Origin of the sequence: Photobacterium sp. GJ3 (genome assembly GCF_018199995.1) — a bacterium.
Lineage (GTDB): Bacteria > Pseudomonadota > Gammaproteobacteria > Enterobacterales > Vibrionaceae > Photobacterium.
Genome location: NZ_CP073578.1, coordinates 1,687,980 through 1,711,891, shown reverse-complemented (window position 1 = coordinate 1,711,891; position 23,912 = coordinate 1,687,980). Strand labels below are relative to the sequence as shown.

Here is a 23,912-nt window from a genome sequence, read left to right as displayed (position 1 = left end):
TTTGCATTATGGATAAACGATTCGTTTCCAGCCTCAGCCTGGCATTGACCGCCGTATTGTCACCAGCGCACGCTGCCACAGTCCCTGAAGGTGTTTCATTAGCCCAAAAGCAGCAATTGGTTCGTGCAAATGGCGCAGAGCCGAGCACCATCGATCCGGGCTTTGTTGGTTCGGGCAGCCCTGGTGATGTCATCGTTAATGATTTATTTGAAGGCTTGGTGATTGAAAACCTGCAAGGTGAGGTGAGTCCGGGACAAGCAGAATCCTGGACGGTCTCACCGGATGGAAAAACCTATACTTTCCAGCTGCGTAAAGGCTTGCAATGGTCGGATGGAAAGCCACTCACCGCGCAGGACTTTGTATTTGCCTGGCGTCGGGCAGTCGATCCGTCCACAGGCAACAACAGCGGCTTTAATCTGGTGACCGCAAACATTGAACATGCTCAGGCTATTCTCGCAGGACAGCAATCCGCTGAAAAACTAGGCGTCGTCGCGCCAAATCCATATCAGCTCGTGGTCAGCCTCAGTAAACCGACGCCTTATTTTCTCAGCCTGATGAGCATCAAAACGTTTTTCCCTGTGCCGGAGCATCAGGTGAAAGCCTATGGTGATGGTTGGACACGTGCGGAGCATTTTGTCTCGAATGGTGCCTATGTGCTGAAGCAGTGGACACCGAATGAGAGCGTCGAAGTGGTCAGAAACCCACGTTACTGGGATAACGGTAATACGGTAATCAATCAGGTGACTTATCTGGCTTTATCTTCGCAAAATGCCGAAATGATGCGTTATCAGGCCGGTGAAATCCACATGACGAACCGGGTTCAGCTTGAGTATTATCAGAAACTCCTCAAAGAAAGTCCGGAACAGATTCAGTCACTGCGCTTGCTGGGCTCTTATGTGTACGCCTTTAATACTAAACAGCCGCCGTTTGATAATCCTGATGTCAGACGCGCACTGAGCATGTCGATTGATCGGAATGTGTTGGTCGAAAAAGTCACAGGGCAGGGCGAACCTGCAGCGTTTTCCGTGGTGCCGGATATGATTCCGCATTACACTAATTTCGCGCCTGCCTTCCAGACACAGGCGCATCAGTCACGTCTCAGTGAAGCAAAACTGTTACTGGCCAAAGCAGGATATGGCGCGTCGAATCCGCTGAAAGTGACTTTGACCTACAACACCAGTGAAAATCATAAGAAGCTGGCGCTTGCCATTGCCTCGATGTGGAAAACTTTAGGGGTTCAGGTCGCGCTGGAAAATATGGAATGGAATGCCTATCTGGCAGCCAAGGCCGCCGGAGATTATACGGTTGCACGCTCCTATGCGTTTGGGGATTACGCGGAGCCTTCTTCTGTACTCAACAGCTTCACTTGTCACCATGTGAACAATGAAACCGGCTTTTGTGATGCCCAGTTTGATACGCTGCTAAAACGTGCCTCTGATGAACAGGATGAAACAAAACGTTATCGCTTGTATCGTCAGGCCGAGCAAATTCTGGATCAATCCATGCCCGTGATGCCGATATATCATTACAACCACACCCGGCTGGTGAAAAGTAACCTCAAAGGTTTCCCGAGCAATAACCCCAAGGGAAATATTTACGCGAAGGATCTGTACTTCATCGCCAAGTGACAGTAAGCCAGGATCTTTCGATCTTTTCCATGAATCGAACCACCGCCAGGGGCGGTGGTTATTGTGATGTGGGTAATCTTCGTGGGTGATTGTTTGTCACTGAGTAAGATGTTCCTGTTTTTCACCCGAACGAGCTGACTGTTGTGATGAAACCGAGCTTAAGTATCCGTTCCTACACGAAGCAACTGAACAGTCATGTGCATGACTGTTACCATCAACTCGTACTGCCGATTCAGGGCAATATCAGTATTGATACGGGAGCCTATACAGGTAAAGTGACGGTAGGTGAATGTGTCGTCATTCCAAAGGGTGTCGCACATGCTTTTAAGGCTGATGAAGCGGCACGTTTCATTGTAGCGGATCTGGATCAGTTGCCAGCCAATTTACTTCAGAGTACGTTTGCGGTTTTTTCAATCAGCCTGCCTTTGCTCAGCTTTATCCAATTTGTTGAAAAGCAACTTGAATCTCAGGTCGATAGTGGGATTGAAGCATCGATCATCCAAGTTTTTACAATGTTATTGGGGCAGCAGGAAGTGACTCAACTGATCGATCCGCGTATTCGTGCGGTGCAAGCGATGATCATTGAACAGCTGGATCAGCCGCTGTCCATTACGGCGCTGGCTCAGGCTGCATACCTCAGCCCAACGCAATTTAAAAAAACGTTCAAAGAAAATCTGGGGACCAGTGTTCACAAATTCATTACGCAGCAACGCATGGAAAAAGCCAAAGCGCTGCTGACCCATACGGATTTACCAGTTCAGCTTGTTGCTGAAAAAGTGGGTTACAGCGATCTGTCTGCATTCAGTCGCCGATTTTCTGCATATTTTGGAATGTCGCCACGAACGTTTTCGCGTTCCTGACTTATCCAGTCTGTCTGAGCAATAATTGCGTCTTTTCTGCAAAATAGAGATGCCATTTGTTGATTAAGATTCTTCTCAGAATGAAATATCTGACAATGGGTCGAAAACGTAATGACAAAGGCAATGATTCAAAACCCTTCCAGACAATACCAGTATGGTTGCTTGTCTATATTGTTCGCATCTGTATTGTGGGGCACGACAGGAACCGCAGCAAGCTTTGCTCCGGAAATCAATTCACTGGCAGTTGGCGCCTTCTCGATGGGCGTTGGTGGGCTGCTTCAGGCGTGTTTATCCTTCAAAAACCTGAGAAGTGATTGGGGGAACATTCTGCGGCATAAGAAGATACTCACAGTGAGTGCACTGGCCCTTGCGGTGTATCCGCTGGCTTTTTATTCGTCAATGAAACTTGCTGGTGTAGCAATAGGCACAGTGATCTCAATAGCAACGGCGCCATTTTTCACGATGTTATTGGAGTGTCTTTTTAGCAAAGATGGTCGTTTAACGAGCGCATGGCTCCTCAGTTTCGTTTTGGGTCTGTTGGGGATTGTGCTGCTTGTTTCTGCTGAATCAACAAGCGTGCTTCAGCCTGAGGAGGGTTCAAGACAACTCGGGATTGCGCTTGGCTTTGTTGCAGGCTTGACGTATGCCATTTATGCCTGGGCTGCAAAAGCGATGATAGATGCAGGGGTTCAGTCTCAATCTGCTCTCGGGGCATTTTCGGGATGGGGCGATGCTGTTACTCCCCACATTACTCTTCACTGGGGAAGCTTTATTCAGCTCGGTGATGAATTTGTACGTGCTTGGTTATATGGCATTGATTCCTATGTGTCTTGCTTATCTCGCTTTTGGTTTCGGGCTCAGATACGTGAAAGCGAGCCGTGCGAGTTTACTGACATTACTCGAGCCTGTTGTTGCGGCTGGGTTGGCAGTCTTGATTGTGGGTGAATCTATTTCTGTTTTTGGATGGATTGGAATGGCATTGATTGTTATCTGCTTATTCATGCAGTCGAAAAGTTGACTGTTGATCGATTCATTCGTGATGTTCTGTCTGAAAGGTGTATCTCGGCAGAAAAAATAATAAAAATAGCGAGCGTGAAATCTCTCGCTATTGATGGTGATGGAAACAGAGGATCGATTTATGGCTGATAAACTGTGACGTATGGGTCCCAATTGATTTGACCAATCAGCGTATCATCTTTGTAAACATTCACATAAAACGTATAAGCTTCTTTTTGTTTGTCACCCACATTCGGGCGACCAGGCAGTGTTGCATTTGCCTGAACAAAAGGCATATAGGCGGTTTGTCGGGACACTGGCACATCTACAAACTCATTCATTGGAACGGCATCTTGATCGTATACAAACACCTGAGTATGTCCCTGATAAGCCGTCCACTCTTTCAGCAGGGTATCGTTGTTCCAGTCATGCTTCGCATCAATGATGACAGAGTAGTGACTGCCGCTTTCAGACTCTGTCACTTTTGGATACACTGACCAGCGAATCACATCATCATTGTTCACCTGAATGCTGAGTTCATAGCTGCCTTGTGAATTATCCAAGACAATGCTCGGATCCGAAAACATTTGTACAACAGAGCTACCGGAAGCGCCATGCTCAACTGACTCACAATCAATCACAATTTCTACTTTTCTTATTGTAGCCATGATGTATTGTCCCTCTTGATATCTGGAAGATGATTCCATTTTGAGATCACGAACAATGCGGTTTTTCGTGCTCTCAAATACACCGGAAATGAATAAAGAAAGTCTTGAATGAAATTGAACACATCATTCAATCAGTCGTCTCTCTATGTGTCTGAGCCTAGCAAAGATTTTATGAAGGTCTAATTTTATGAAAGGCAGAAAAAAGTATAAATTTCTTATTTTTCAGTAGGATATAAAATGAGGGATAAACAGGTCATCTTTTTTCGATTCACCGCAAATCTAGGTGTAATCATTATCCCTCTAAAATTACATTCATCAATTTTGTCATGACGAGTCGATTCGTTGATGCAATGAGAACAGTCGCGCGTCTTGAAGCGATTGACGCTCAGGATTGCTGGAGCATGAAAAATACTTCGCCACACAGGAGCAAAAATTGAACTGGGGAGTCAGAGTATGACTTCAATGATTCACTGAGTAAGAGATGTGAATCGGGTGCGAATGAACGTGTGGCCCCATGAAAAAAAGCCAGCAATGCTGGCTTTTCGTGGGGAAGATACGGATGTATTATCTGGCGTCTTTCGCAGAGTTGGGTCTTGGGTGCCAGGCACTGTCCAAACCTTTGAGTTCAGGGAACTTGCTGCGATCAAACGTTGGCACTTTGCCATGTTTCACCTGGACTTCGTAGTCTCGGATCACTTTAATGGCCAGGTTGGACAATAAGACCAGGGCAATAATGTTAATCAAAGCCATCATGCCCATCGATGCATCAGCCATGTTCCAAACAACCGGCAGTGATGCAACAGAGCCGAACATTACCATGGCCAACACAACCAGACGGAAAGCAAACAGGCCTTTTTTAGTGTTGCCGTTCAGGAACATAATGTTGGTTTCTGCATAGCTGTAATTTGCAATAATGGACGTAAAGCAGAACAGCAGAATGGCAGCGGCCATAAAGTATGTGGTCCAATCGCCCAGCTCGTTTGTCAGTGCTTGTTGCAACAGACCAATTCCAGAAGCTGCATCCGGCTGCTCCATCACACCAGACAACATAATCATGGCTGCAGAGGCAGTACAGATCACAATGGTGTCCGCAAAAACACCCAGCATCTGGACATAACCCTGAGATGCAGGGTGGTTTGGATTCGGGGTCGCACTTGCAGCAACATTGGCAGCGGAGCCCATACCGGCTTCGTTAGAAAACAGGCCACGGGCGATACCACTTTGCATTGCCTGTGCGATTGTATAAGCAACACCACCAGCAGCAGCTTCCTGCCAGCCAAATGCACTCTTCACAATCAGCATGATAGCATCCGGCAACTCGGAAAGGTTCATCACGACAATCAGAAGGGCAATGGCAAGATAACCAATCGCCATCACTGGAACGATGCGTGACGTTGCCTGAGCAATAGATTTCAAGCCACCCATAATGAAGAAAGCGGAACCTGCCACGATAGCAATGCCCATGATTGAGCGATCGAAACCGAAAGAGTGGTTCAGTGCGTCTGTAATGGTATTGGCCTGTACCGCATTAAATACCAGACCAAACGCGATAATCAGGAAGACAGAAAAGAGTGTTCCCATCCAGCGCAGCCCCAGACCTTGCTCCATGTAATAGGCCGGGCCACCGCGATACTGGCCGTCAACATCTTTGACTTTATAGACCTGAGCCAGCGTGGATTCGACAAAAGCAGTTGCCATACCGAACATTGCCATTGCCCACATCCAGAAGATAGCACCCGGGCCACCAGCGGTCAGGGCAACAGCGACACCTGCCATATTACCGGTGCCCACACGGGCTGCCATTGAGGTGCAGAATACCTGATAAGAACTGATGCCAGATTCTACGTCTCTCCCTTTTTTCAGGACAGAAATGGCATGACCAAATTGGCGAATCTGAATAAATCCGAGGCGAACGGTAAAGTAGATACCCACAATAACAAGCAGGTATACAAGAAGGTGACCCCAGAGTACTCCATTGATATCGCCAATGACAGCCATTAAATGCTCATTGAGCGTGTTAATCGTTGCATTCATAGAATGATCCTGTGATGTCATACTGACTAAAAGCGGAACAACAACAGATGTTCCAAGTGATGGGTGCAATCCGATGCCATCGCAGCAAAAGGAATCCCCATGTATTGATATGATTACTTAATTTGCGAGGCAGAAGTTAGCATAAAATCCTGAAAAGTGAGCAGGATCTTGATCACGTTTTTGCTGGGATGATGAAGGGTCATATCAAAAAATTTACAATGAAACGATGTTTAATTCCTTTATTTTCATGGGTTTAATATATTTCTGGTGAATTTGCCTGATACAGGATAAAAACTTGAAAATCATGGTGCGATAACAAAATTTTAAACTGGATTTAACGTTTTTTGGTGGTTTTTCATACGGGAAGTTATTCTGATACGTTGGGTTTTGGTGGTGCGCAAGTGGGATAGAAACAGAGCGGAACTGTTGAGCTGGGAGCAATTTAAGGCTTAATGAATATGAAACTCAAACGGTATCGGCAGGGGCTTGGTTTCTTTTTTAACGGGAGTCATCGCAGGAAGAATTGATATTGATGTGAATTGATAACCGCAGATACAGACGAACTTATATTCATCAATGACAATGAATTCTTCATCCTGACCGCATGCCTTACAATATGGGATCTGTTCCATATTATGCTCCTTCGTTGTAAAGCACAGGATAGTGTTTATTAGCAAATGCTAAAGTTCTGGGTAGCAAAAGTTCGATGAAGAACAAAATTTATACAAAAAGAAGAGAAAATAAAAAAGCCCTTTGGTCGGACATACTGGATTCGAACCAGCGACCCCTACTCCCCCAGAGTAGTGCGCTACCAAACTGCGCTAATGTCCGCCAAAGAGCTTTTCTGTTAAGTTAACTCAACGAGCGCTATATTAGCAAGCACTTGAGACTTTGGCAAAGCTAAATTGTTGAGAAACAGGCGATATTTTCGCCACATGAACATTTTGAAGAGACTGAACGCTTGAAAGCCAGCAGTCTGGACTGTCTTTCGTTCATCAATGCATATATTGTTGTCAAATTATCCGGCAATTTAAGCTGATTCGCATTCTTTGGCCATAGAATTGTCAAGCTGACAAAAATTATGTTCACAAGGGCAAAGACTGAGAGTATTATTTCAGGATTCGCTGACGACTCTTTCATCCTCGTTAGAGTTCTCTATTATAATTATGTGTGATCCGCTTTCTCACAAACGCGCCAGCGAGGGTCAGAACGTTAGTTTATTGGCTGAATGCAGTTCCCGTAACTGCTCACCGGAACAAGAATTTAATCTTTATTAATGTTTACTCTATTTCAAATAGCACAGAGGTTGTCATCATGAACTGTCGCAATGACAAGAAAGTGCTATTTGACGAAAATAGTGTTTAGAGGTAATTCATGACAAACTTTTCAGATGCGGAAAAAGCACTGAGTGCAATGCTTAAGAATGTAGAGAATGGTAAAGGCCCACAGGATGCCAGAACGGACTACCGCCAGACGCTGATTGATTTTGCTGATGAAGTCCCAGGCAGACAGCGAGCTGTTATCAAACGCATTCCACTACAAAAGATCAATGATCTCATCGCCGTTCTGAATGAATTTAAAGAAGAAGCGCGTCAGGTGAGAATGACTGAGATTCTGGCCATGATGGAAAAAGATGGCGTGCATCCAGAAGAACTGTTTGATGCATCGTCAGCGGAAGAATAGTCTGATTGTGTTTTGGCTGAAAGAGCGTATTTAGAAATAGAAAAGGAGAGTCTGAACTCTCCTTTTTTATTACGCTAGACTTACTGTGGTGATGTAGTCAACTTCATTTTTATATTTACGGACATTTCGTGAAAGCGTCCCTTTTGGTACGCCAAACCGTTTTTCTGCCTCGTAGCTTGATAAACCTTCGAAGACGACAGCTTCAACAGCGACGCGTTGATTTTGGGACTTGAAAATGCGATCCGCAATTACTTTATATTGTTCTCGTGTCATTGCCATAACTTCTCGCTTGTTATTCCTTATTAGGACTGCTGAGTATACCAATCCAGACAGTTCTGATTCGCGGAATGATAACAGCTATACCCTAACGTAAGCTTAATAAGCAGAAGTTTACTCGATAAGCATCAAGCCGCTTGGAAGCGAATCTCCATAAACACGTAAATTTTCCTCTTCAGTCAGTACTTTAACTTCCGAGACCATCGCAACCCAAGATTCCGGCACTTTACTCTGTTCGAGCTTTTCGATGACTTCCTGACGTAAATCATCATCAATATCCAGCGTTCTGTCGCCAGTTTTCCGGCACATCATCACGGCTGCAAGTGCAATTTCTGGCTCTTTCCGCCAGTCATAATCCATGAGCTCGGGCAGGCAATAGGCGATATGCTGCGCAGTAAGCAGATTATGGCGACTGCCATAAAGTGGGTGCCGGCATGCAATCCTGCCTATGGCCCACCAGTGTGCCTGGGCATACTGTGGCTTTTGCAAACGGGCAAATAACCATTCAATGAGCTGGAGTTTCTTTTCGAAAGAGAGACGTTCCAGCGATGCAAGCAAACGCACCATTTGCTCATAGCCCTTTTCCTGCATTTCCTTACTGAGTTTTGGTTGACGCGCAGCACTTGGATTGATGTATTTTGCGATCTCTTTGTAAATCAGCTCTTGCTGTGTCTGATTCAAGCCACCGGCTATCCGGCGCCAGAAAATCCACCAGTCGTTCCAGCTCTGAGTGGATTGATGAAATTGCAGGCTTTGCTGATAAAGCGGCCAAATTTGACTGATACGCCAGTCATCAACCGGATCACCAAATCCCGGCCGCAAGGTAAATCCAGCCAGTTTCAGCCAGTTTCTCTCGTGTACCGCCGATCGGCGGCGACGCTTTTTGCTGTCCAGTAAGGTATCCGCTAAGGGTCTCAGCGTGGACATGTCCCAGTGTTCACGTTTTCCGAGAAGCGCTTCCAGGTCTGTGCGCAGGGACTTGGCGGGTTTATCATCGGCATGTAATTTACTGCCACCATAGGCTTTTTTGATCAGGGCTTCAGCCTGATCTAATTTTGCGGATTCCGGTGACTCTGTTGGCGCTTGGGTTGCTTTGGCTGACGTGTTTTTTCGGATACTGAATTCAACCTGCCAACGCTGCGCTGCATTTTCGGTACTGATACATTCAAGTTGCAGTGTGCCAACTTCGGTTAACTGGCAGGCGAGTGTCACATCAACCCGTTCTTTTTGGTTGGCTGCCAGTGTGGCTCTGTCGGTTTCACTGTCCAGCGTGACAATAAATGGGGGCAAGGTAACTAAATGGTCGTGATCTAAGGGGGTGAGATCCCCTGCCTGAACCGATGTATCATCCGTTGAGGCAACCAGATTGAAGCGAACGGGTTCACCAAGGGTCAGCGCAAATTTTCGGTCGGGAAGCTGAAGCTCGATGCTTTCTTCGGTCCCCCGGGGAGCAGGCACACGCCTGAAGCAGCGGGGGGCTGATCCAGCGCCAGAAAGAATGAGCGGGCCGAGCCACCACCAATTTTCAGTTGTGCACCATGTCTGGCTTTACCGTAAGCCACAGCGCCGAATGCGACTGCTAAATCTGGGTGTGGGTTATCCAGTTGAGTGACCCTGTCACCTTTCCAGGCTGAGAAGATATCCAGCAAGCGATTCGAAAGTAGCGGGCTGTTGAATACACCGCCGTTGAGTAATACGGCGGGTGGAATGATGGTGTGGCTTTCATCGGCAAGGCTTGAGTGCGCTGACACGGCATCCCGGCAAACGGATTGGTGCTCACTGATGAATTGGGCCAGATGTTTCGAAATTGCCGGGTCAGCGGCGTAGGGCAGTCCAAATTCGACCACTGCACTCTGGCGTTTTTCTGGATGGGCTTCAATGTCAGAAAGCGGGAAAAAGCCATCCAGTGTGACTGCTCGGGTTTGTTGCTGACTGAGCGCGGTTGAACGGCTGCTGCCAATTAATTTGGAACCACTGCCCAACAACGTAATATTCACGGACTCAGGCGCATGCTCTGCCAGCAGTTGCTCTTTTGCACGGCGGGTTTGCTGGATGAGCTTTGATAGCGTGGCTGCATTGAGCCTTTGACCGCCTTGATTCAACTGGCCTTCTGCAATATGGGCCAGTGTGAGATCCAGATTATCACCCCCAAGCATTAAATGATCGCCCACACCAACCCGGTCCAGCTTCAGTCTGTCATGCTCGTGACTGACTCGAATCAAGCTTAAGTCAGTTGTTCCGCCACCGACATCACAGACCATCAAGAGTGGGATATCTTTCAGTTGTGTCGCTGCCTGTTCCTGATGGCGCGCATACCAGTCATAACATGCTGCCTGAGGCTCTTCGAGTAAGACGATGTTGTTCAGCCCAGCCAGTTTTGCCGCTTCAACCGTGAGGGCTCTTGCACTTTCATCAAATGAAGCCGGAATGGTCAGAACCACATCCTGCCTGGCAAGCTTGGCATCCGGATGATGATAATCCCAGCTCTGGCGCACGTGATTCAGATAGCTGGCACTGGCAATGACCGGAGATACTTTTTGCACCCCTTTGGCAGCAGCCCAGGGAAGAATGGGCTGATTGCGATCGACACCTGTGTGTGAAAGCCAGCTTTTTGCACTGGTGACTTGCCGGCCTTCGACTTTCGAGCCGAGTTCACGGGCATATTCGCCAATGATCGCTTCGGGAAAATCACCTTCAACCGGTGTGGGCGCCCAGGGCAGGACACATTGTTCCGGTGCAATTTCTCCGGGTGTTGGATGGTAACGGAATGAGGGGAGCAATGGCTTGCGCGACACTTCACCGGGACCGATGAGCTGATCAATGTCGAAAATTTTTACAATTTCATGCTGTAGGGTCGGGGTAATCGGGCAGTAAGCGACAACAGTATGCGTGGTGCCTAAATCTATACCCACCAGATAACGGGGAGAAGACATGTATAACTCCGTGCCTTTTTCCAATCAGATCCTGATGTGGATGGTGAAAACGGATCTCTGACTGCGGCTTGTTGTGATGATAATGCTGCTGCGGCCAGCTAAAATAACGGCGCAATCAATGCGCCGTTAAGAAGATCAATGTCAGTTGATTAGTTTTCCCGGACATCGAATTCGACCTGCCATTTCTGGCCGCCGTCTGTCGGGATTGCTTCCAGACACAAGGTGCCCAGTTCAGTGACACGGGCAGCCAGTCTGACCGGGACAATCTGTCCGGCACTGCGGCCATCCGCGACAGGTAATGTCACTTGAATCGCAGGCAGTTCTTCCAGCTCTTCCGGTTGCCACCAGTCCATCAGAGTGCCGGGTTGGTCTTCACGGCGGACTGTGGATCCAAAGAAGCGGAAGGTGACCGGCTGACCGATGATCAGACCAAACTCTCGGTTTGGAACGTCGGCATGACTGCCTTCTTCCATGCCAAATGGTGCAACACACAAGGCTTCTACTGGCGGTTCCATTCCCGGAATCGCAGGCATAGCGCTTTCAATGCCGACATAATAGCTGCTGGCTATCCCACCGCGGATCCGAACGCCTTTGCCTTTCCGGACCGAGCCATAGTATGAAGCGCCATGGGCAACCGCCAGATCCAGATCCAGTCCTTGCAGGCGTTTGGCTTCTGGGCTGCCAGCCGTTGCCAGCCACTGATTGATGATCGACATCAAACGAGTTGCCAGCAGATCAGATTTGAGCACACCGCCGTTAAAAAGCACGGCTGTCGGACGGATAAAGCCATCGTGAATCTGTTCAAAGTGATCAAACAGTTCATCGACCGCAGCAGACTGTCGGCTTAAAAATCCAGCAATGTGACGTGTGATCGCGGCATCCTGCGCATAGGGCAGGCCCATTTGAGTTAAAGCGCCGCGCTGCATTTCAACCGGATGCTCTTCAACACGGGTTTGCGGGAAGAAGCCTTCAACCAGAGTTTGCTGTACTTCATCCTGCGTCAGTTCAGTCTGAAGGGTGCCGCCCAGAAGTTTAGAACCCCGACTCGGGACGACAATGGGTACAGCATTCAAATTGTGATCATTCAGCAGCGCTTCTTTGGCATCACGGCAGGCATGGGTGATGGCCTGAATCTGCCAGGGTTGCAGCTGTTTTCCTTCCTGAGCCAGTTTGGCTTTCAGTCGGTAGGCCAGCGCCAGATCCATGTTGTCGCCGCCCAGAAGGATATGATCACCGACCGCGACACGGTTCAGGGTCAGATTGCCTTCTTCTTCGGTCACAGCAACCAGAGATAAGTCGGTCGTTCCGCCACCAATATCGACGACAAGAACCACATCCCCAACGCTGACTTGATCACGCCAGGTGTCATCGTTGTTTTTGATCCAGCTGTAAACAGCAGCCTGTGGTTCTTCAAGGAGCGTCAGATGTTTAAAGCCAACTTCCCGGGCTGCTTCAGCCGTCAGATCACGCGCTGCTGGGTCAAAGGAAGCCGGGACGGTAATTGTCACGTCCTGATCAAACAGTGAAGCGTCCGGATGCTGGTGATTCCATGCCTGAGCCAGATGTGCCAGATAGGCGCGGGTTGCTTCCAGAGGCGAGACTTTCGCGACTTCTTCCGGCGCATTGAGTGGCAGGAAAGCATCACGGCGGTTGACGCCACCATGGCACAACCAGCTTTTTGCACTGGCGATCAAGCGGATTGGCGTTTTGCTGCCCAGGTTTCTGGCCATAGTGCCCACAAGGGCTTTCGGTTGCGCATCCCATGGCAGGGCAGTGTCGCCCTGTGCCAATTCAGATTCATGCGCCTGGTACATAAATGAAGGGAGCTGAGACTTCTCTTCAACACTGCCCGGAGCGGTGAGCTGGGCAATCGGCATCACATGGACAGGGGCTTCGTCTTGTTGTAAATCAACATAAGACAGAACGCAGTGGGTCGTCCCGAGGTCGATCCCCACACTGAATTTATGTGCTTGAATGTCTTGCATTAGAGCTCTACCTCAGCAGCAGCCAGAATACGGGGATCGTGGCCTTCTGCCATTTTGGGTAATTTTACTTCGGTGACTTTCCAGCCACGGTGAGTCAGCGTGCCGGTGAATGGTGCGCTGCCAACCACATTGCCGGTCAGGCGGACTTCAGCGGCGTTGAATCCTTCCGGCAGCGTGACGCGGCTTTCTTCTTCTTCGACACGAACAGGAACAAAACGGAAGTATTCGTCCAGTACTTTCTTCCCGCCTTCGTGAACTACACGCGCAGCCGCACCGATTTCAGCATCGGCGAAGCCTTTTAAATCTTCCTGCATAAAATCAATGAATCGTGCTTCTTTCTGAAGCAGAGATAATAACTGCAGCGCCGCATCCGCTTCCGCGGTTTTGAGCTTGGACTCGACTTCGATGATCTTTTCGACTTCTACGATTTTCTCAACCGGTTTTTCGACTTCGACAATTTTTTCAACTTCGACTTCTTTCTCAACGATTTTTTCAACCTCGACTGGTTTACCCTTTTTGGTGACATACAAGAGTAAAAGGATCACAACCAGCGCGGCAAGCCAAGCGTGGCCCATATCAATCGTGGTTGGCATTGCGGATAAATCCACCGTCATGTTTGAAAAGTCTAAAGCCATATTCGTCTTCTCTTTGTCCGTGACAAACTGTCTTATTGGAAAAATTTGGCCGAATACTAACACAACAGATTGCTAATACAGCCAGTGAGCACGCTATTTTCGCGCGAATTACACGAGAAACAGCCCCTTAGGTTACTTTGCAACCAAGTCGTTATGACAAATTCCTGTCACTGACTGGTTCGTCTTATGGTATTGGGGCAAGAAAACGGAACACAAGTCTCTTGAAAGCAATCTTTTTTACGACCCCATCTTCTTTTTAGTCTATTTTTTGACGCTTTGTGTAACCAGACCGATGTGGACAGCGGAGAGAGCAGAATGCTTTGCAATATGATTTGCAAGTTGCAACTCATCGCAAAATGAAAACGTTATTCAGGGATAATCAAGGACTGATTTTATTTCAGTCAGGTTCTCTTCGATCCAGTTTTTGTTGATGGCGCCCCAGTCCAGTACCTCATATCGCCCGATCCGGTTTCTTTCGCCTTCAATTTGTTTGAATTGGCAGACAATATCTAAGTCTGACAGGCTCTTGATGGTATCCTGAGCGGTTCGTCTCGGCATGCCTGTGTATTCAATCAGGGCCGGGACGGTGGCAATACCTTTATCGATCAAGTGGGCCACATAAAGGCGACGGTAAAAGCTTGATTTTGTTTTGCTAATAGACATGGTTGCAGTGTGAACTCCCTTTACGTTTGGCAAGAAAGTCAGGTTAACACTAATTGCGGCAGGGATGAACGGGCATAAGGTGGTCGCAGAGAAACTGTCAGCTTTTTTGACAATGTTCAACCAGGGCTCAATGGCTGCAGCAGCTAACATGTTGAAATGTTGTGATATGAAAAAGCTGGCCCGATTCATGCTTATATTTATGCACCGATGAGACAGACAACTGTCCACAACCATTCCGATGTGTAGAGGGAGCCTTTTATCACTGCTTCAGGGCTTAGGGGACGCGCTGATCATTTGCGGGGATAAGAGATAATAATAAGAAATGACTAAAACTATAATTTCAACTGGGCCACCTTCGGGTGGCTTTTCTTTTTGGATGGCGTGCGCATCACACCGAGCGAAAACAGCGAATCTTGCATGCTGAGGATGCTGGTATACAATACATTGTTCTTTTCCTGTCTGCCGTGACGATAGACAGCGCAGGCTTGGCTTTAAACAATAAGGAAAATCGTCTCTGTTATGAGCAAATTGACGGCACCGGCATTCAAAGCCGAGTTTCTCCTCCCACGCTACTGGCCGACTTTGCTGATGTTTGGCACCATGATGCTCATCAGTTTACTTCCGTACCGCATTCAGTTCCTGATGGGTAAGGGCATTGGCAGGCTTGCCATCAAATTGATGAAAAAGCGGCGTTTTACGATTGAGCGTAATCTTGAACTGTGTTTTCCGGAGATGACACCGGAAGCACGAAAAGTCATGATTCAGAAGAATATCGATAATGCGGGGCTGGCATTATTTGAAACCGGTATGGCTTGGTTCTGGCCTGAGTGGCGCATCAAACGCCATGTGCGTTTTGAGGGTGTGGAGTATCTGGATGAACTGAAGCAGCAGGGGCGGGGCGTCTTGCTGGTTGCGGCGCATTCCATGAATCTGGAAATCGGTGGCCGTGCATTTGGTGTCCGGGCCCCGGGTGTGGGTGTTTATCGCCCGAATAACAATCCGTGCTTTGATTATTTTCAGTTTAAAGGTCGTGTTCGTTCGAACCGTTACATGCTGGATCGAAAAGACGTGAAAGGCATGCTGCGAGCACTACGTGAAGGTGAGCGGGTTTGGTATGCTCCGGATCATGATTATGGTCCGCGCCGATCAACGTTCGCGCCTTTCTTTGCGGTCGATAAAGCCTGTACAACCACGGGTACCAGTATTCTGGTGGATGCAACCGACTGTGCCATTGTGCCCATCGCGATCATTCGGGATACTGATAACGGTTTGTATACTCTGAAGATCTTTAAACCGCTTGAAGGCTTTCCGCACAAAGATCCAGAGGCGGCAGCTGAGTTTATTAACCGCAATGCCATTGAGCCGATTATTCAGGAAGCGCCTGAACAATATATGTGGTTGCACCGGCGCTTTAAAACGCGTCCTGAAGGTGAAGCGTCATTATATTCATGAACAAACTAAAGGCCCGTATGACGGGCCTTTTTCAACTGCCGGGGTGAGTCGCTGCGATCAGCCGGTCAGTGTCCCCGCTTGATAATCCCGAATCGCCTGTTCAATCTCATCCATGCTATTCATCACAAACGGCCCGTAGTGCACAACGGTTTCGTGGATTGGCATCCCGGAAAGCAACAGTAATCCTGTGTCTTCCAGCGCGGTCATGGCGAGTCCTTCTCCGGCTTCCAGCATCACCAGCTCTCCGGCTACGGCCTGTTTGCCTTCAATTTCAATCGCACCCCGATAGACATACAGCATGGCCTGGAAATCCGGATTCAGGCATGAATTCAGATGCGATCCCGCTGTCGCCCGCCAGTCGGCAATGGTTGTGGGTACACCGGTTTCCTGTAGCGGACCGGTAATCGTATCACCATCAATCGTCAGATCACCGGCGATTACCCGGATCAGGTTGCTCTTGCCGAGCTGTTTCTCTGCAATGACTTCCGACTGAAAGTCGTGATACTGCGCGGGCAGCATTTTTTTACTGGCAGGCAGATTGATCCAGATCTGAAAACCGTGGAGCTGTCCATCAGACATCATGGGCATTTCGCTGTGAATCACGCCACGTCCCGCAGACATCCATTGAGCACCGCCATCTTTCAGCTCACCCGTATTGCCCAAATGATCCTGATGCTGGAAGTGGCCCTTGAGCATATAGGTCAGGGTTTCAATGCCACGGTGCGGATGTGGCGGAAAGCCGCCAATATAGTCAGCTGCCTGATCGGACTTGAGTTCGTCGATCATCAGAAAGGGTGAAAAAGCAGCATGATCAAAGCCATGGACTCGTTGGATTTTTACACCATCACCATCAGATGAGGGGTGCGAACGCTGGATACTTTTGATTCCTCTGATTGCCATAATTGCCTCCAAGTCTCTGGTACCGGGGTTGTCCGGTTGTTGGAGAGCAGTGTACGCCGGGTAGAGTCCCCAGAACAGTTCAGCCCGACGAACAGGATATTAGAAAAAATCGAATAAGCGTGTGTTCGGCATTCACAGGCTTGGTTAGCTGTGTAACCGGCTTTGAATGCGCTGCCAGGCTTCACAGGCTTCACGAAACTTGTCGCTGTCGCCGGAAGGGCGGTCGGGGTGCCAGCGTAGTGCCAGTCTGCGCCATTGTCGGCGAATCTGAACCGGACTGGCGTCAGCCGGCAGTTCTAAAATGGCCAGATCGTGTTGCCAGGAAACATTATTGCTGACATTGCGCTGGCCAATATGCTGCTGATAGCGTTTCCAGAACGAAGACAGCAGTTCACGAATGGCATCTCCGTCGGTTTCATAGTTTTGCCAGTCCAGATAGTATTCTCTGAGTGGATCCGCTGTATCAATCTGCTGTGTCCCTGTGTTGGCCATCAGCCGGATATCCATTGCATGCGCTTGCAACCACTGCTCCGGTAACAGCATTTCCTGCAATTGGTACAGGGCATTCATCAGCAGAAAATTGCGCTTGAATAAGTCCTGATCAGGCGCGTCATCCAGCGTTTTCATCAAGTCCTGCTGCTTGAGTGCATCGGCCAGAGTATGAACCATCCAGCCATCATGCTGTTTTTCCAGGATGCCTAGAATAGGCCAGATCAGCGGGTTTTCCGGTTGTTCATCGCTGTGGCGTTCGGGCAGAGTCATGCAAATTTCCGTTCGTTATCAGGTAAAGTCATCCAAAGCTGTTTTGTTGAGGATCAGACACTTGGACTCTAGCAAACTCGTGTCCAGGACAGAAAGAAATCTCTCGGTAAATCACAGATAGGGGAATCAGTGTCACAGCCTGAGCACTATTCGTATGAAATAAAGTGATGGCTCAAATAAAAAATAAGCCGGGCGAATGATTCAGCCCGGCTTGCAGGTGCCTGAAATCAGGTCGAACGATTACTCAATCGTGACGCCGTAGTATTTCTGAACACACTTGGCGTAGTCGCCTTTTTTCAAAGTAGTATGCGCGGTTTGGTAGCCTGACTCGATCCGGCAGGCGAAGCTGCTGCCACCCGGATTATTCGGGTTGTAGCTCCAGTCATTTTCCCAGTACAGGCCAAAAGTGCTGTCGCCGGTTTTCTTAAAGGCTTTCATCCCTGCGCAGCCGAGCTGTTCATCGGCAGGAACTGGCACACCCAGTGCTGCAGCATGGCCCTGATAGTATTTAATACGATTGACTGACTGCGGTTTTTCCGTTTCCAGCGTACATTCAATGCCACCATTGATGATCATGGTGGTGACGCCAAAGCCGGGGACACGCTTTTCAGCGATGTCGGTTGCGGTGGGCTGCCAGGTGCCATCAATCACATGGAGCATTGAAGGTTTCGGGGGCTGCGGATAGACAAAGAAGAACACAGCAGATGCCAGATTTAGCCAACTGCTGGCAACGCGATCCGGATCCTGGAGCAGCACATTGACATCATTGAAAATGAAGTCGGAGAACGGGCCGTAGTTATAATGGTAAGACAGCTGTTTCGCGCCGCGTCCGAAGTACTTCACATAGCTGCCGTCAGGGTTTTTACCGCATGGCCACTGTTCAGTCTGCCAGTTGGTGGCTGCACATTCACTGTTATAGCCACAGGATGACGGATCATCCGAACAGCCGGCTTCACGGACAAAGTACAAACCTTGTCGCCATTCTTCAAACGGGGAGTGCGGGTTATGCGCGCCGGTTTCCTGGGTGAAGTGGGCAAACATCACCGCCAGGGATTTCGCACAAATGTCATCCGACTGTGCAGCACGCGAGTCGGTATACGTGGCACAGAATCCTTTGAACTTTGCGACGGCTTTCAGGAAATTGGTGTAGGTATAGGCTGCATTACGTTCTGGAAACAGTTGATCCCATTTTTGTTCGTTGATCAGCGTTTCGACACGTTTCACGTTATCCGGATTGGTTGAAGCGCCGGGAAGGACGGCATCCACAATGGCGTTATCACGTGTGCTAATCGATTCAAGCACTTTGGTGAATTCCGGAGCGCTGGTCAGCTCAGCTTCACGGGCATCCAGAAAGGCTTTGCTCATGATGTAGCTGCCATCCGGGTTCTGGCCGATGATTCCGTTGGCAGGATCCGGCGTTGGCTCTGGATCAGGTCCGGGACCTGGGCCTGGATCCGGGTTGTTGTCGACACTGACCCATTCCCAGACACCAGTGCTGGGGGATGCATCCGGCGCTTCGCCTTGTGTCCACCATTTGGCTTTGTAAATCTGGCCACTGTAAGAGACATGATCGCCACCCACATAGACGGCGCTGGCCTGATAAGCTGGATAACTGGCAGTGGCAGAGGCAACCTGCGTGTTCACAGGTTGCCATGCATCGTTCAAATAAGCGTCCGGTGCTTCATTTTCTGTGAGTCGCAGCGCTTGATAGGTGACACCCTGATAGACGACCTGTTCGCCAGCTTGATAAACACCACTGGCATTATAATTCGCGGTGGCCAGAACGCTGGCCGAAAATAAGGCGCTACTGACCAGTAAGGTCTTGAGCGTCCTTTGTGGGAAGCGATTGTTCATGATTGGTTCCTTAAGTGCAGTAACCCGGCAAACTGGCCGGAAAAATAGACTGTTTCAAGGTAACCCTTTCAGAAGAATTTTCCTGCAGGGAATGAACAATATGCGAGAGGATTCAACGGGGTTGAGTGTATGTACTGAGTCGTTGCTCTGAATCTGTGATACTGAGCAATAACTTAATTGGTGGTGGATAAAAAGTGAGGGTATTGTTTTAAACAGGAAGACTGAGGTTGCCTTCCTGTCGAGTGTACTGGGAGATTAATCGCGGAAATTGTCGAACTGGAAAGGTTTGTCCAGTTCTTCAGAATTTCGGATCAAAGCCATCACAGCCTGAAGATCATCACGCTTTTTCCCGGTGACACGAACTTGCTCACCCTGAATGGATGCTTGCACTTTGATCTTGGAGTCTTTGATCAGCTTGACGATTTGTTTCGCAATGGGGGTATCGATCCCTTGCTTAAACACGGCATCCTGAGAAAAGGTTTTGCCGGAATGCACAATTTCTTTAGGCTCCATGGCACGTGCATCTACGCCACGTTTGGCGAGGTTCGCACGAAGGATGTCACGCATTTGCAGGACCTGAAATTCAGCTTCTGCAGAGATTTTAACAACCTCTTTATTCAGACTGAAAGACGCTTCAACGTTCCGAAAATCAAACCGGGTATCCAGTTCACGGTTGCTGTTGTCGACTGCATTTTTCAATTCCACAGTATCGACTTCAGAGATGATATCAAAAGAAGGCATGATTTAATTCCTGCTCATCATTGTTTAATGTGCGCTTTATAACATAAAACCCGGGCGAAAAGGTAGTGAGTGTCAGCGCGCTTGCTGGGTTTTTACGGCAGATGCCAGCATTTTAATCATATCGACAGTGTCTTCCCAGCTCAGGCAGGGATCCGTGATGGACTGTCCGTATGTCAGGCCATGCTGCAATCCCTCTTCCAGAGACTGGTTGCCTTCCACGAGAAAACTTTCTGCCATGATTCCCGCAATAGACAGGCTGCCATCCATGATCTGGCGGCAGATATCGGCGGCGACATCCAACTGACGCTGATGTTGTTTCTGGCAGTTCCCATGGCTGAAATCGACCACAAGACGGGTCGGTAAATCGACATCTGCCAGTGCCGTGCAGGCTGCTTGAATATCTTCCGCATGATAGTTTGGCATTTTTCCGCCACGGAGGATGATATGGCCATGCGGGTTGCCCGCCGTTTTGTAGATAGTCATGTCACCATTTTTGGCCGGGGAGCAGAAAACGTGCGGAACCCGGGTTGCCCGAATGGCATCAATGGCGATTTTCACGTTCCCGTCGGTGCCGTTTTTAAAGCCAACCGGGCAAGACAAGGCTGAGGCCATTTCACGGTGAATCTGTGATTCTGTGGTTCGGGCACCAATCGCCCCCCAACTGATCAGATCTGCAATATACTGGCCGGTGATCATATCTAAAAATTCAGTTGCCGTGGGCATGCCCATTTGGTTGATATCGAGCAGAAGTTTTCGGGCTTTATATAAGCCAGCAACTAAATCCAGACTACCATCCAGATGGGGATCTGAGACCAGACCTTTCCAGCCGACCACAGTCCGTGGTTTTTCGAAATAGGTGCGCATGACAATGCAAAGCTGATCCTGATATTGCTGTTTCAGCACCAGTAAACGTTGTGCATAGTCCAGAGCTGCTTCCGGATCGTGAACAGAGCAGGGGCCGACGATGACAAGCAGTCGCTGGTCTTTTCCGGTCAGAATGTTTTCGATGTCGAGGCGGGATTGATCAACGTGATCGGCAATGGCATCTGTTATGGGGTGCGCGGCTTCGACTTCATCCGGGGTGGGCATCCGACCCAGACTCACAGTGCGAAGTTCATCGGTTTTTCTTGGCATAATACGCCTGTATTCAGGGATAACATCATGACGGGTAAAGATAGCTTAAAAGCCTTCAGGAATAAACCAAACGTTTCATTTGTCTTGTGTTTACGGCGCTCTGGGCTGCGTCATTCATTCTGATGAATCCTCTTCATGTCTTCAATTCAAGATTGTCAGGCACGAAAAAGAATTGCTATGTTGATGCATTAAAAATAGTCAAACTGGCGGATTATCGTAAGGGAGAATCGAGACATGGAAGGCTCGCAAACACAGTTAACACAGGCTGAAACATGGGGGATTGCTTCAACTTGTGCCCAATTAAACGTGCCGACCGCTGAAGCTGCAAAGATTGGTCTGGTTGCGCTGGAGGGGTTGTTTCAGGAGGTTGGTATCGATTTTACGGCGTTTTGCTGCCCCGATACCCCGAATGCGCAGCAACAGGCAGATTTGAACCGGATAAAAAACAATCAGTCAGCAACGGAGGAGCGGGTGGATAGGCTCGTGGCTGCCCTGTCTGATTTTGCGCAAAAGCATATTGCTGCCGGGATCACTCAACCGGTTCTTCAGCTCAAGTTGAGCGGGGCAGAAATTATGGAACCGTCTGTTCTGGCTGAAGATAATCCCATGATGGGCCTGCGGGGTGTGTCTCGTTATCTCCATCCGGCCTGGCGTGAAATCTTTGCTTTGCAATGCCGGATCGTGAAACGTCTCCGGCATGTGACCGGGGATTTGCCACTGGCTATTGTTGTGCCTTTTATCCGGACATACAGTGATGCGGCTTCTGTCCATGACTTGCTGGCCGAGCATGGATTGTTCCGGGGAAAATCGGGGCTGCAGGTGTATTTTATGTGTGATTTACCCGCCAATGCACTGATGGCAGATAAGTTCCTGCATTATTTTGATGGCATGGTTGTGGATATGCCGCAGCTGGCCAGTTTTACACTGGCGACTGATCCGGATAATCAGGCGCTGGATTATGCTGTTCACGATCATGATGCCGTGTTATTTCAGGCTCAGCATGCGCTGAAAATGAGCCGGGCAGTCAGTAAACCCTGCACCTTGCTCATCAGTGAATCTGTACGCCAGTCGGCAAAATGCCAGCGCTGGCTTCAGGAGCGGGATGTCTCCCGGCTATTGCAGGGTTAGTTTTCTTCAGGCGCTCAATTGAGCGCCTGTTGCCATGATTTATGAAGAACAACTGATTTCCAGTGTTTTTCCCCATTGGGGGGGCTTGACAGCAAGATGACTGAATTGCGGATGCTCGTCATAAGGATTGGCGAGTACGTGTAGCAGATCTTCAACCATCTGGTGATCGCCGTTTTCCGCTCGCTCAATGGCTTGCTGTGCCAGGTAATTTCGCAGAATAAATTTTGGATTGTGCATTTGCATCAGTCTCTGACGCGCGCTGTCTTCCTGAGTTTCAAGGGTCAGTCGTTTGGCATAAGTGTTCAGCCAGGTTTGCAGCGGAGACAGGTCCGAAACAAGTTCCGAAAATGCAGGAGCGCTTTCAGAAAGCGCTTCAGCCGGAATGCCCGTCAGTGTTCTGAAAAACAAGGTGTAGTCAACGGACTGACTGGCCAGTAAGTCAAACATCTGGCTGAACAGGCCGCTGTCTGATTCATGTCGCGCCATCAGTCCCAGCTTGTTTCGCATACGAATGCTGTATTCCTGCTGGAGTCTGGATTGATAACTGTGCAGGGCTGTGTCGATCGCTTCTTTATCCAGCAATGGCGTGAGCGCATAGCCCAGTGCAGATAAGTTCCACATTGCAATCGATGGTTGTTGATTAAAAGCGTATCGGCCTGTGTAATCCGAATGGTTACAGATAAATCCCGGGACATAGTCATCCAGAAATCCGTAAGGGCCGTAATCAAACGTCAGCCCCAGGACCGACATATTGTCGGTATTCATCACGCCATGAGCGAACCCGACAGCCTGCCAGTCGGCAATCAGGACAGCGGTTAAATCGACAATGCGCTGAAACATGGCTGCATAAGGGGAGGTATGTACCCGTAAGTCTGGGAAGTGGTGTTTGATCAGGTAATCTGCCAGTAGCTTCAGGTCATCATGGCGCTGGGTATAAAACAAGTATTCAAAGTGACCAAATCGCAGATGGCTTTCTGCCACCCGAACCAGCGTCGCACCTTTTTCGGTTTTCTCGCGGTAAACAGGGGTGTCACTGGCGAAAACGGCCAGCGCATGGGTAGTTTGAATCCCCAGTCCTTTCATGGCTGCGCTGGCCAGATATTCCCGAATACTGGAGCGCAGCACGGCGCGTCCGTCTCCCATACGGGAATAAGGCGTCTGCCCGGAACCTTTCAGGTGAATATCCCATTTTTTTCCGGCGGAGGTCAGCGTTTCACCCATGAGTAACCCCCGTCCATCCCCAAGGTCCGGATTATACTGGCCAAATTGATGGCCGGTATACTTCATGGCCAGCGGTTCAAACCCGGGCAAATCGTCATTGCCGGTAAACACATCCACGAAATCGGCAGTGCCGGCTTCTGCCGGGTCCAGCTCAAGCAGATCGCAGATGAGAGGATTTACACTGACCAGATAAGGGTTATCCAAAGGTTGTGGGATCACGCGTGTCCCGAAATGGCTGGGTAACTCACTGTAAGTGTTATTGAAAATCAGTTCGGAGAGTTTTCGCATGCGTGCCGCCATGAAGAAGAAATAGACCACTAGGGTAACAAGATGTGGCCGGTTAACAAGAGACAAAAAGT

Annotated in this window: 18 protein-coding genes, 1 tRNA gene and 2 pseudogenes; 6 read left to right on the top strand and 15 right to left on the bottom strand. The window is 49.0% G+C overall.

Annotated elements, in window-relative coordinates:
* Positions 1 to 8 precede the first annotated feature (8 nt).
* The 3 genes and pseudogenes from KDD30_RS07565 (at position 9) to KDD30_RS07555 (ending at position 3,506) form a co-directional block, all read left to right on the top strand.
* On the top strand, positions 9 to 1,628 hold the full coding sequence (locus tag KDD30_RS07565; RefSeq protein WP_211649139.1) for a peptide ABC transporter substrate-binding protein: 1,620 nt from the start codon (positions 9 to 11) through the stop codon (positions 1,626 to 1,628).
* A gap of 146 nt (positions 1,629 to 1,774) precedes the next feature.
* Positions 1,775 to 2,488, top strand: coding sequence for an AraC family transcriptional regulator (locus KDD30_RS07560; RefSeq protein ID WP_211649699.1), 714 nt, complete (start codon positions 1,775 to 1,777; stop codon positions 2,486 to 2,488).
* 123 nt (positions 2,489 to 2,611) lie between these two features.
* Positions 2,612 to 3,506, top strand: a pseudogene (locus tag KDD30_RS07555) (DMT family transporter).
* A 118-nt stretch (positions 3,507 to 3,624) separates the two neighbouring features.
* Here the strand turns inward: KDD30_RS07555 and KDD30_RS07550 are convergent.
* The 4 genes from KDD30_RS07550 to KDD30_RS07535 all read right to left on the bottom strand — a co-directional run bounded on the left by KDD30_RS07550 (position 3,625) and on the right by KDD30_RS07535 (position 7,017).
* Positions 3,625 to 4,152, bottom strand: a complete 528-nt coding sequence (locus KDD30_RS07550) for an AidA/PixA family protein (RefSeq protein ID WP_211649137.1) — start codon at positions 4,150 to 4,152, stop codon at positions 3,625 to 3,627.
* Positions 4,153 to 4,716: 564 nt separating this feature from the next.
* On the bottom strand, positions 4,717 to 6,186 hold the full coding sequence (locus KDD30_RS07545) for an alanine/glycine:cation symporter family protein (RefSeq protein WP_371826071.1): 1,470 nt from the start codon (positions 6,184 to 6,186) through the stop codon (positions 4,717 to 4,719).
* A gap of 449 nt (positions 6,187 to 6,635) precedes the next feature.
* On the bottom strand, positions 6,636 to 6,818 hold the full coding sequence (locus KDD30_RS07540) for a hypothetical protein (RefSeq protein WP_211649133.1): 183 nt from the start codon (positions 6,816 to 6,818) through the stop codon (positions 6,636 to 6,638).
* Between the two features lie 122 nt (positions 6,819 to 6,940).
* Positions 6,941 to 7,017 (bottom strand) — tRNA-Pro (locus KDD30_RS07535).
* Between the two features lie 543 nt (positions 7,018 to 7,560).
* Here KDD30_RS07535 and KDD30_RS07530 point away from each other — a divergent pair.
* Positions 7,561 to 7,869 carry a hypothetical protein gene (locus tag KDD30_RS07530; protein WP_211649131.1) on the top strand — a complete coding sequence of 103 codons (309 nt, stop codon included), beginning with the start codon at positions 7,561 to 7,563 and terminating at the stop codon, positions 7,867 to 7,869.
* 69 nt (positions 7,870 to 7,938) lie between these two features.
* On the opposite strand, the gene KDD30_RS07525 is transcribed toward KDD30_RS07530, so the two are convergent.
* From KDD30_RS07525 to KDD30_RS07505, 5 genes and pseudogenes are all read right to left on the bottom strand, one after another.
* Positions 7,939 to 8,148: a helix-turn-helix domain-containing protein gene (locus tag KDD30_RS07525; RefSeq protein WP_249199238.1), complete on the bottom strand. Its 210-nt coding sequence runs from the start codon at positions 8,146 to 8,148 to the stop codon at positions 7,939 to 7,941.
* Positions 8,149 to 8,259: 111 nt separating this feature from the next.
* Positions 8,260 to 11,078 (bottom strand): annotated as a pseudogene (locus tag KDD30_RS07520) (Hsp70 family protein).
* Positions 11,079 to 11,227: 149 nt separating this feature from the next.
* Complete coding sequence (locus KDD30_RS07515) at positions 11,228 to 13,063, bottom strand: Hsp70 family protein (RefSeq protein WP_211649130.1); 1,836 nt, start codon at positions 13,061 to 13,063, stop codon at positions 11,228 to 11,230.
* Positions 13,063 to 13,677, bottom strand: a complete 615-nt coding sequence (locus tag KDD30_RS07510; protein ID WP_211649695.1) for a DUF2760 domain-containing protein — start codon at positions 13,675 to 13,677, stop codon at positions 13,063 to 13,065. Before KDD30_RS07510 ends, KDD30_RS07515 begins: the two co-directional genes overlap by 1 nt.
* A 390-nt stretch (positions 13,678 to 14,067) precedes the next feature.
* A complete protein-coding gene (locus tag KDD30_RS07505; protein WP_211649688.1) occupies positions 14,068 to 14,361 on the bottom strand; it encodes a helix-turn-helix domain-containing protein in 294 nt (97 codons plus the stop codon).
* Positions 14,362 to 14,880: 519 nt separating this feature from the next.
* Between KDD30_RS07505 and lpxL the strand changes: the two genes are divergently transcribed.
* On the top strand, positions 14,881 to 15,813 hold the full coding sequence (gene lpxL, locus KDD30_RS07500) for an LpxL/LpxP family Kdo(2)-lipid IV(A) lauroyl/palmitoleoyl acyltransferase (protein ID WP_211649128.1): 933 nt from the start codon (positions 14,881 to 14,883) through the stop codon (positions 15,811 to 15,813).
* 57 nt (positions 15,814 to 15,870) lie between these two features.
* Here the strand turns inward: lpxL and KDD30_RS07495 are convergent, their stop codons facing one another.
* The 5 genes from KDD30_RS07495 to KDD30_RS07475 all read right to left on the bottom strand — a co-directional run bounded on the left by KDD30_RS07495 (position 15,871) and on the right by KDD30_RS07475 (position 21,204).
* Positions 15,871 to 16,713: a pirin family protein gene (locus KDD30_RS07495; RefSeq protein WP_211649119.1), complete on the bottom strand. Its 843-nt coding sequence runs from the start codon at positions 16,711 to 16,713 to the stop codon at positions 15,871 to 15,873.
* A gap of 144 nt (positions 16,714 to 16,857) precedes the next feature.
* Positions 16,858 to 17,475 (bottom strand): DNA-J related domain-containing protein, encoded by a 618-nt coding sequence (locus KDD30_RS07490; RefSeq protein ID WP_211649116.1) that lies wholly within the window; start codon positions 17,473 to 17,475, stop codon positions 16,858 to 16,860.
* A gap of 240 nt (positions 17,476 to 17,715) precedes the next feature.
* The gene (locus tag KDD30_RS07485) at positions 17,716 to 19,329 is read right to left on the bottom strand and encodes a glycoside hydrolase family 19 protein (RefSeq protein WP_211649108.1); all 1,614 of its coding nucleotides are present in this window, start codon (positions 19,327 to 19,329) and stop codon (positions 17,716 to 17,718) included.
* 255 nt (positions 19,330 to 19,584) lie between these two features.
* Positions 19,585 to 20,070: a YajQ family cyclic di-GMP-binding protein gene (locus tag KDD30_RS07480; protein ID WP_211649106.1), complete on the bottom strand. Its 486-nt coding sequence runs from the start codon at positions 20,068 to 20,070 to the stop codon at positions 19,585 to 19,587.
* A 72-nt stretch (positions 20,071 to 20,142) separates the two neighbouring features.
* Entirely contained in the window at positions 20,143 to 21,204 is a 1,062-nt protein-coding gene (locus KDD30_RS07475) for a 3-deoxy-7-phosphoheptulonate synthase (protein WP_211649104.1), read from the bottom strand.
* A 234-nt stretch (positions 21,205 to 21,438) separates the two neighbouring features.
* Here KDD30_RS07475 and KDD30_RS07470 point away from each other — a divergent pair, with 234 nt between their 5' ends.
* Positions 21,439 to 22,332 carry a putative PEP-binding protein gene (locus KDD30_RS07470; RefSeq protein ID WP_211649095.1) on the top strand — a complete coding sequence of 298 codons (894 nt, stop codon included), beginning with the start codon at positions 21,439 to 21,441 and terminating at the stop codon, positions 22,330 to 22,332.
* Between the two features lie 39 nt (positions 22,333 to 22,371).
* Here the strand turns inward: KDD30_RS07470 and KDD30_RS07465 are convergent, their stop codons facing one another.
* Positions 22,372 to 23,841 (bottom strand): YdiU family protein, encoded by a 1,470-nt coding sequence (locus KDD30_RS07465; RefSeq protein ID WP_211649093.1) that lies wholly within the window; start codon positions 23,839 to 23,841, stop codon positions 22,372 to 22,374.
* Between the last annotated feature and the right edge of the window lie 71 nt (positions 23,842 to 23,912).

Excerpts from the sequence above, each read along its gene's own strand:
- KDD30_RS07510 (WP_211649695.1), bottom strand. The coding sequence starts at position 13,677 with ATGACGGTGGATTTATCCGCAATGCCAACCACGATTGATATGGGCCAC.
- KDD30_RS07545 (WP_371826071.1), bottom strand. The coding sequence starts at position 6,186 with ATGAATGCAACGATTAACACGCTCAATGAGCATTTAATGGCTGTCATT.
- lpxL (WP_211649128.1), top strand. The coding sequence starts at position 14,881 with ATGAGCAAATTGACGGCACCGGCATTCAAAGCCGAGTTTCTCCTCCCA.
- KDD30_RS07495 (WP_211649119.1), bottom strand. The coding sequence starts at position 16,713 with ATGGCAATCAGAGGAATCAAAAGTATCCAGCGTTCGCACCCCTCATCT.
- KDD30_RS07540 (WP_211649133.1), bottom strand. The coding sequence starts at position 6,818 with ATGGAACAGATCCCATATTGTAAGGCATGCGGTCAGGATGAAGAATTC.
- KDD30_RS07480 (WP_211649106.1), bottom strand. The coding sequence starts at position 20,070 with ATGCCTTCTTTTGATATCATCTCTGAAGTCGATACTGTGGAATTGAAA.
- KDD30_RS07505 (WP_211649688.1), bottom strand. The coding sequence starts at position 14,361 with ATGTCTATTAGCAAAACAAAATCAAGCTTTTACCGTCGCCTTTATGTG.
- KDD30_RS07485 (WP_211649108.1), bottom strand. The coding sequence starts at position 19,329 with ATGAACAATCGCTTCCCACAAAGGACGCTCAAGACCTTACTGGTCAGT.
- KDD30_RS07470 (WP_211649095.1), top strand. The coding sequence starts at position 21,439 with ATGGAAGGCTCGCAAACACAGTTAACACAGGCTGAAACATGGGGGATT.
- KDD30_RS07525 (WP_249199238.1), bottom strand. The coding sequence starts at position 8,148 with ATGGCAATGACACGAGAACAATATAAAGTAATTGCGGATCGCATTTTC.
- KDD30_RS07475 (WP_211649104.1), bottom strand. The coding sequence starts at position 21,204 with ATGCCAAGAAAAACCGATGAACTTCGCACTGTGAGTCTGGGTCGGATG.
- KDD30_RS07465 (WP_211649093.1), bottom strand. The coding sequence starts at position 23,841 with ATGCGAAAACTCTCCGAACTGATTTTCAATAACACTTACAGTGAGTTA.
- KDD30_RS07490 (WP_211649116.1), bottom strand. The coding sequence starts at position 17,475 with ATGACTCTGCCCGAACGCCACAGCGATGAACAACCGGAAAACCCGCTG.
- KDD30_RS07550 (WP_211649137.1), bottom strand. The coding sequence starts at position 4,152 with ATGGCTACAATAAGAAAAGTAGAAATTGTGATTGATTGTGAGTCAGTT.
- KDD30_RS07565 (WP_211649139.1), top strand. The coding sequence starts at position 9 with ATGGATAAACGATTCGTTTCCAGCCTCAGCCTGGCATTGACCGCCGTA.
- KDD30_RS07515 (WP_211649130.1), bottom strand. The coding sequence starts at position 13,063 with ATGCAAGACATTCAAGCACATAAATTCAGTGTGGGGATCGACCTCGGG.
- KDD30_RS07560 (WP_211649699.1), top strand. The coding sequence starts at position 1,775 with ATGAAACCGAGCTTAAGTATCCGTTCCTACACGAAGCAACTGAACAGT.
- KDD30_RS07530 (WP_211649131.1), top strand. The coding sequence starts at position 7,561 with ATGACAAACTTTTCAGATGCGGAAAAAGCACTGAGTGCAATGCTTAAG.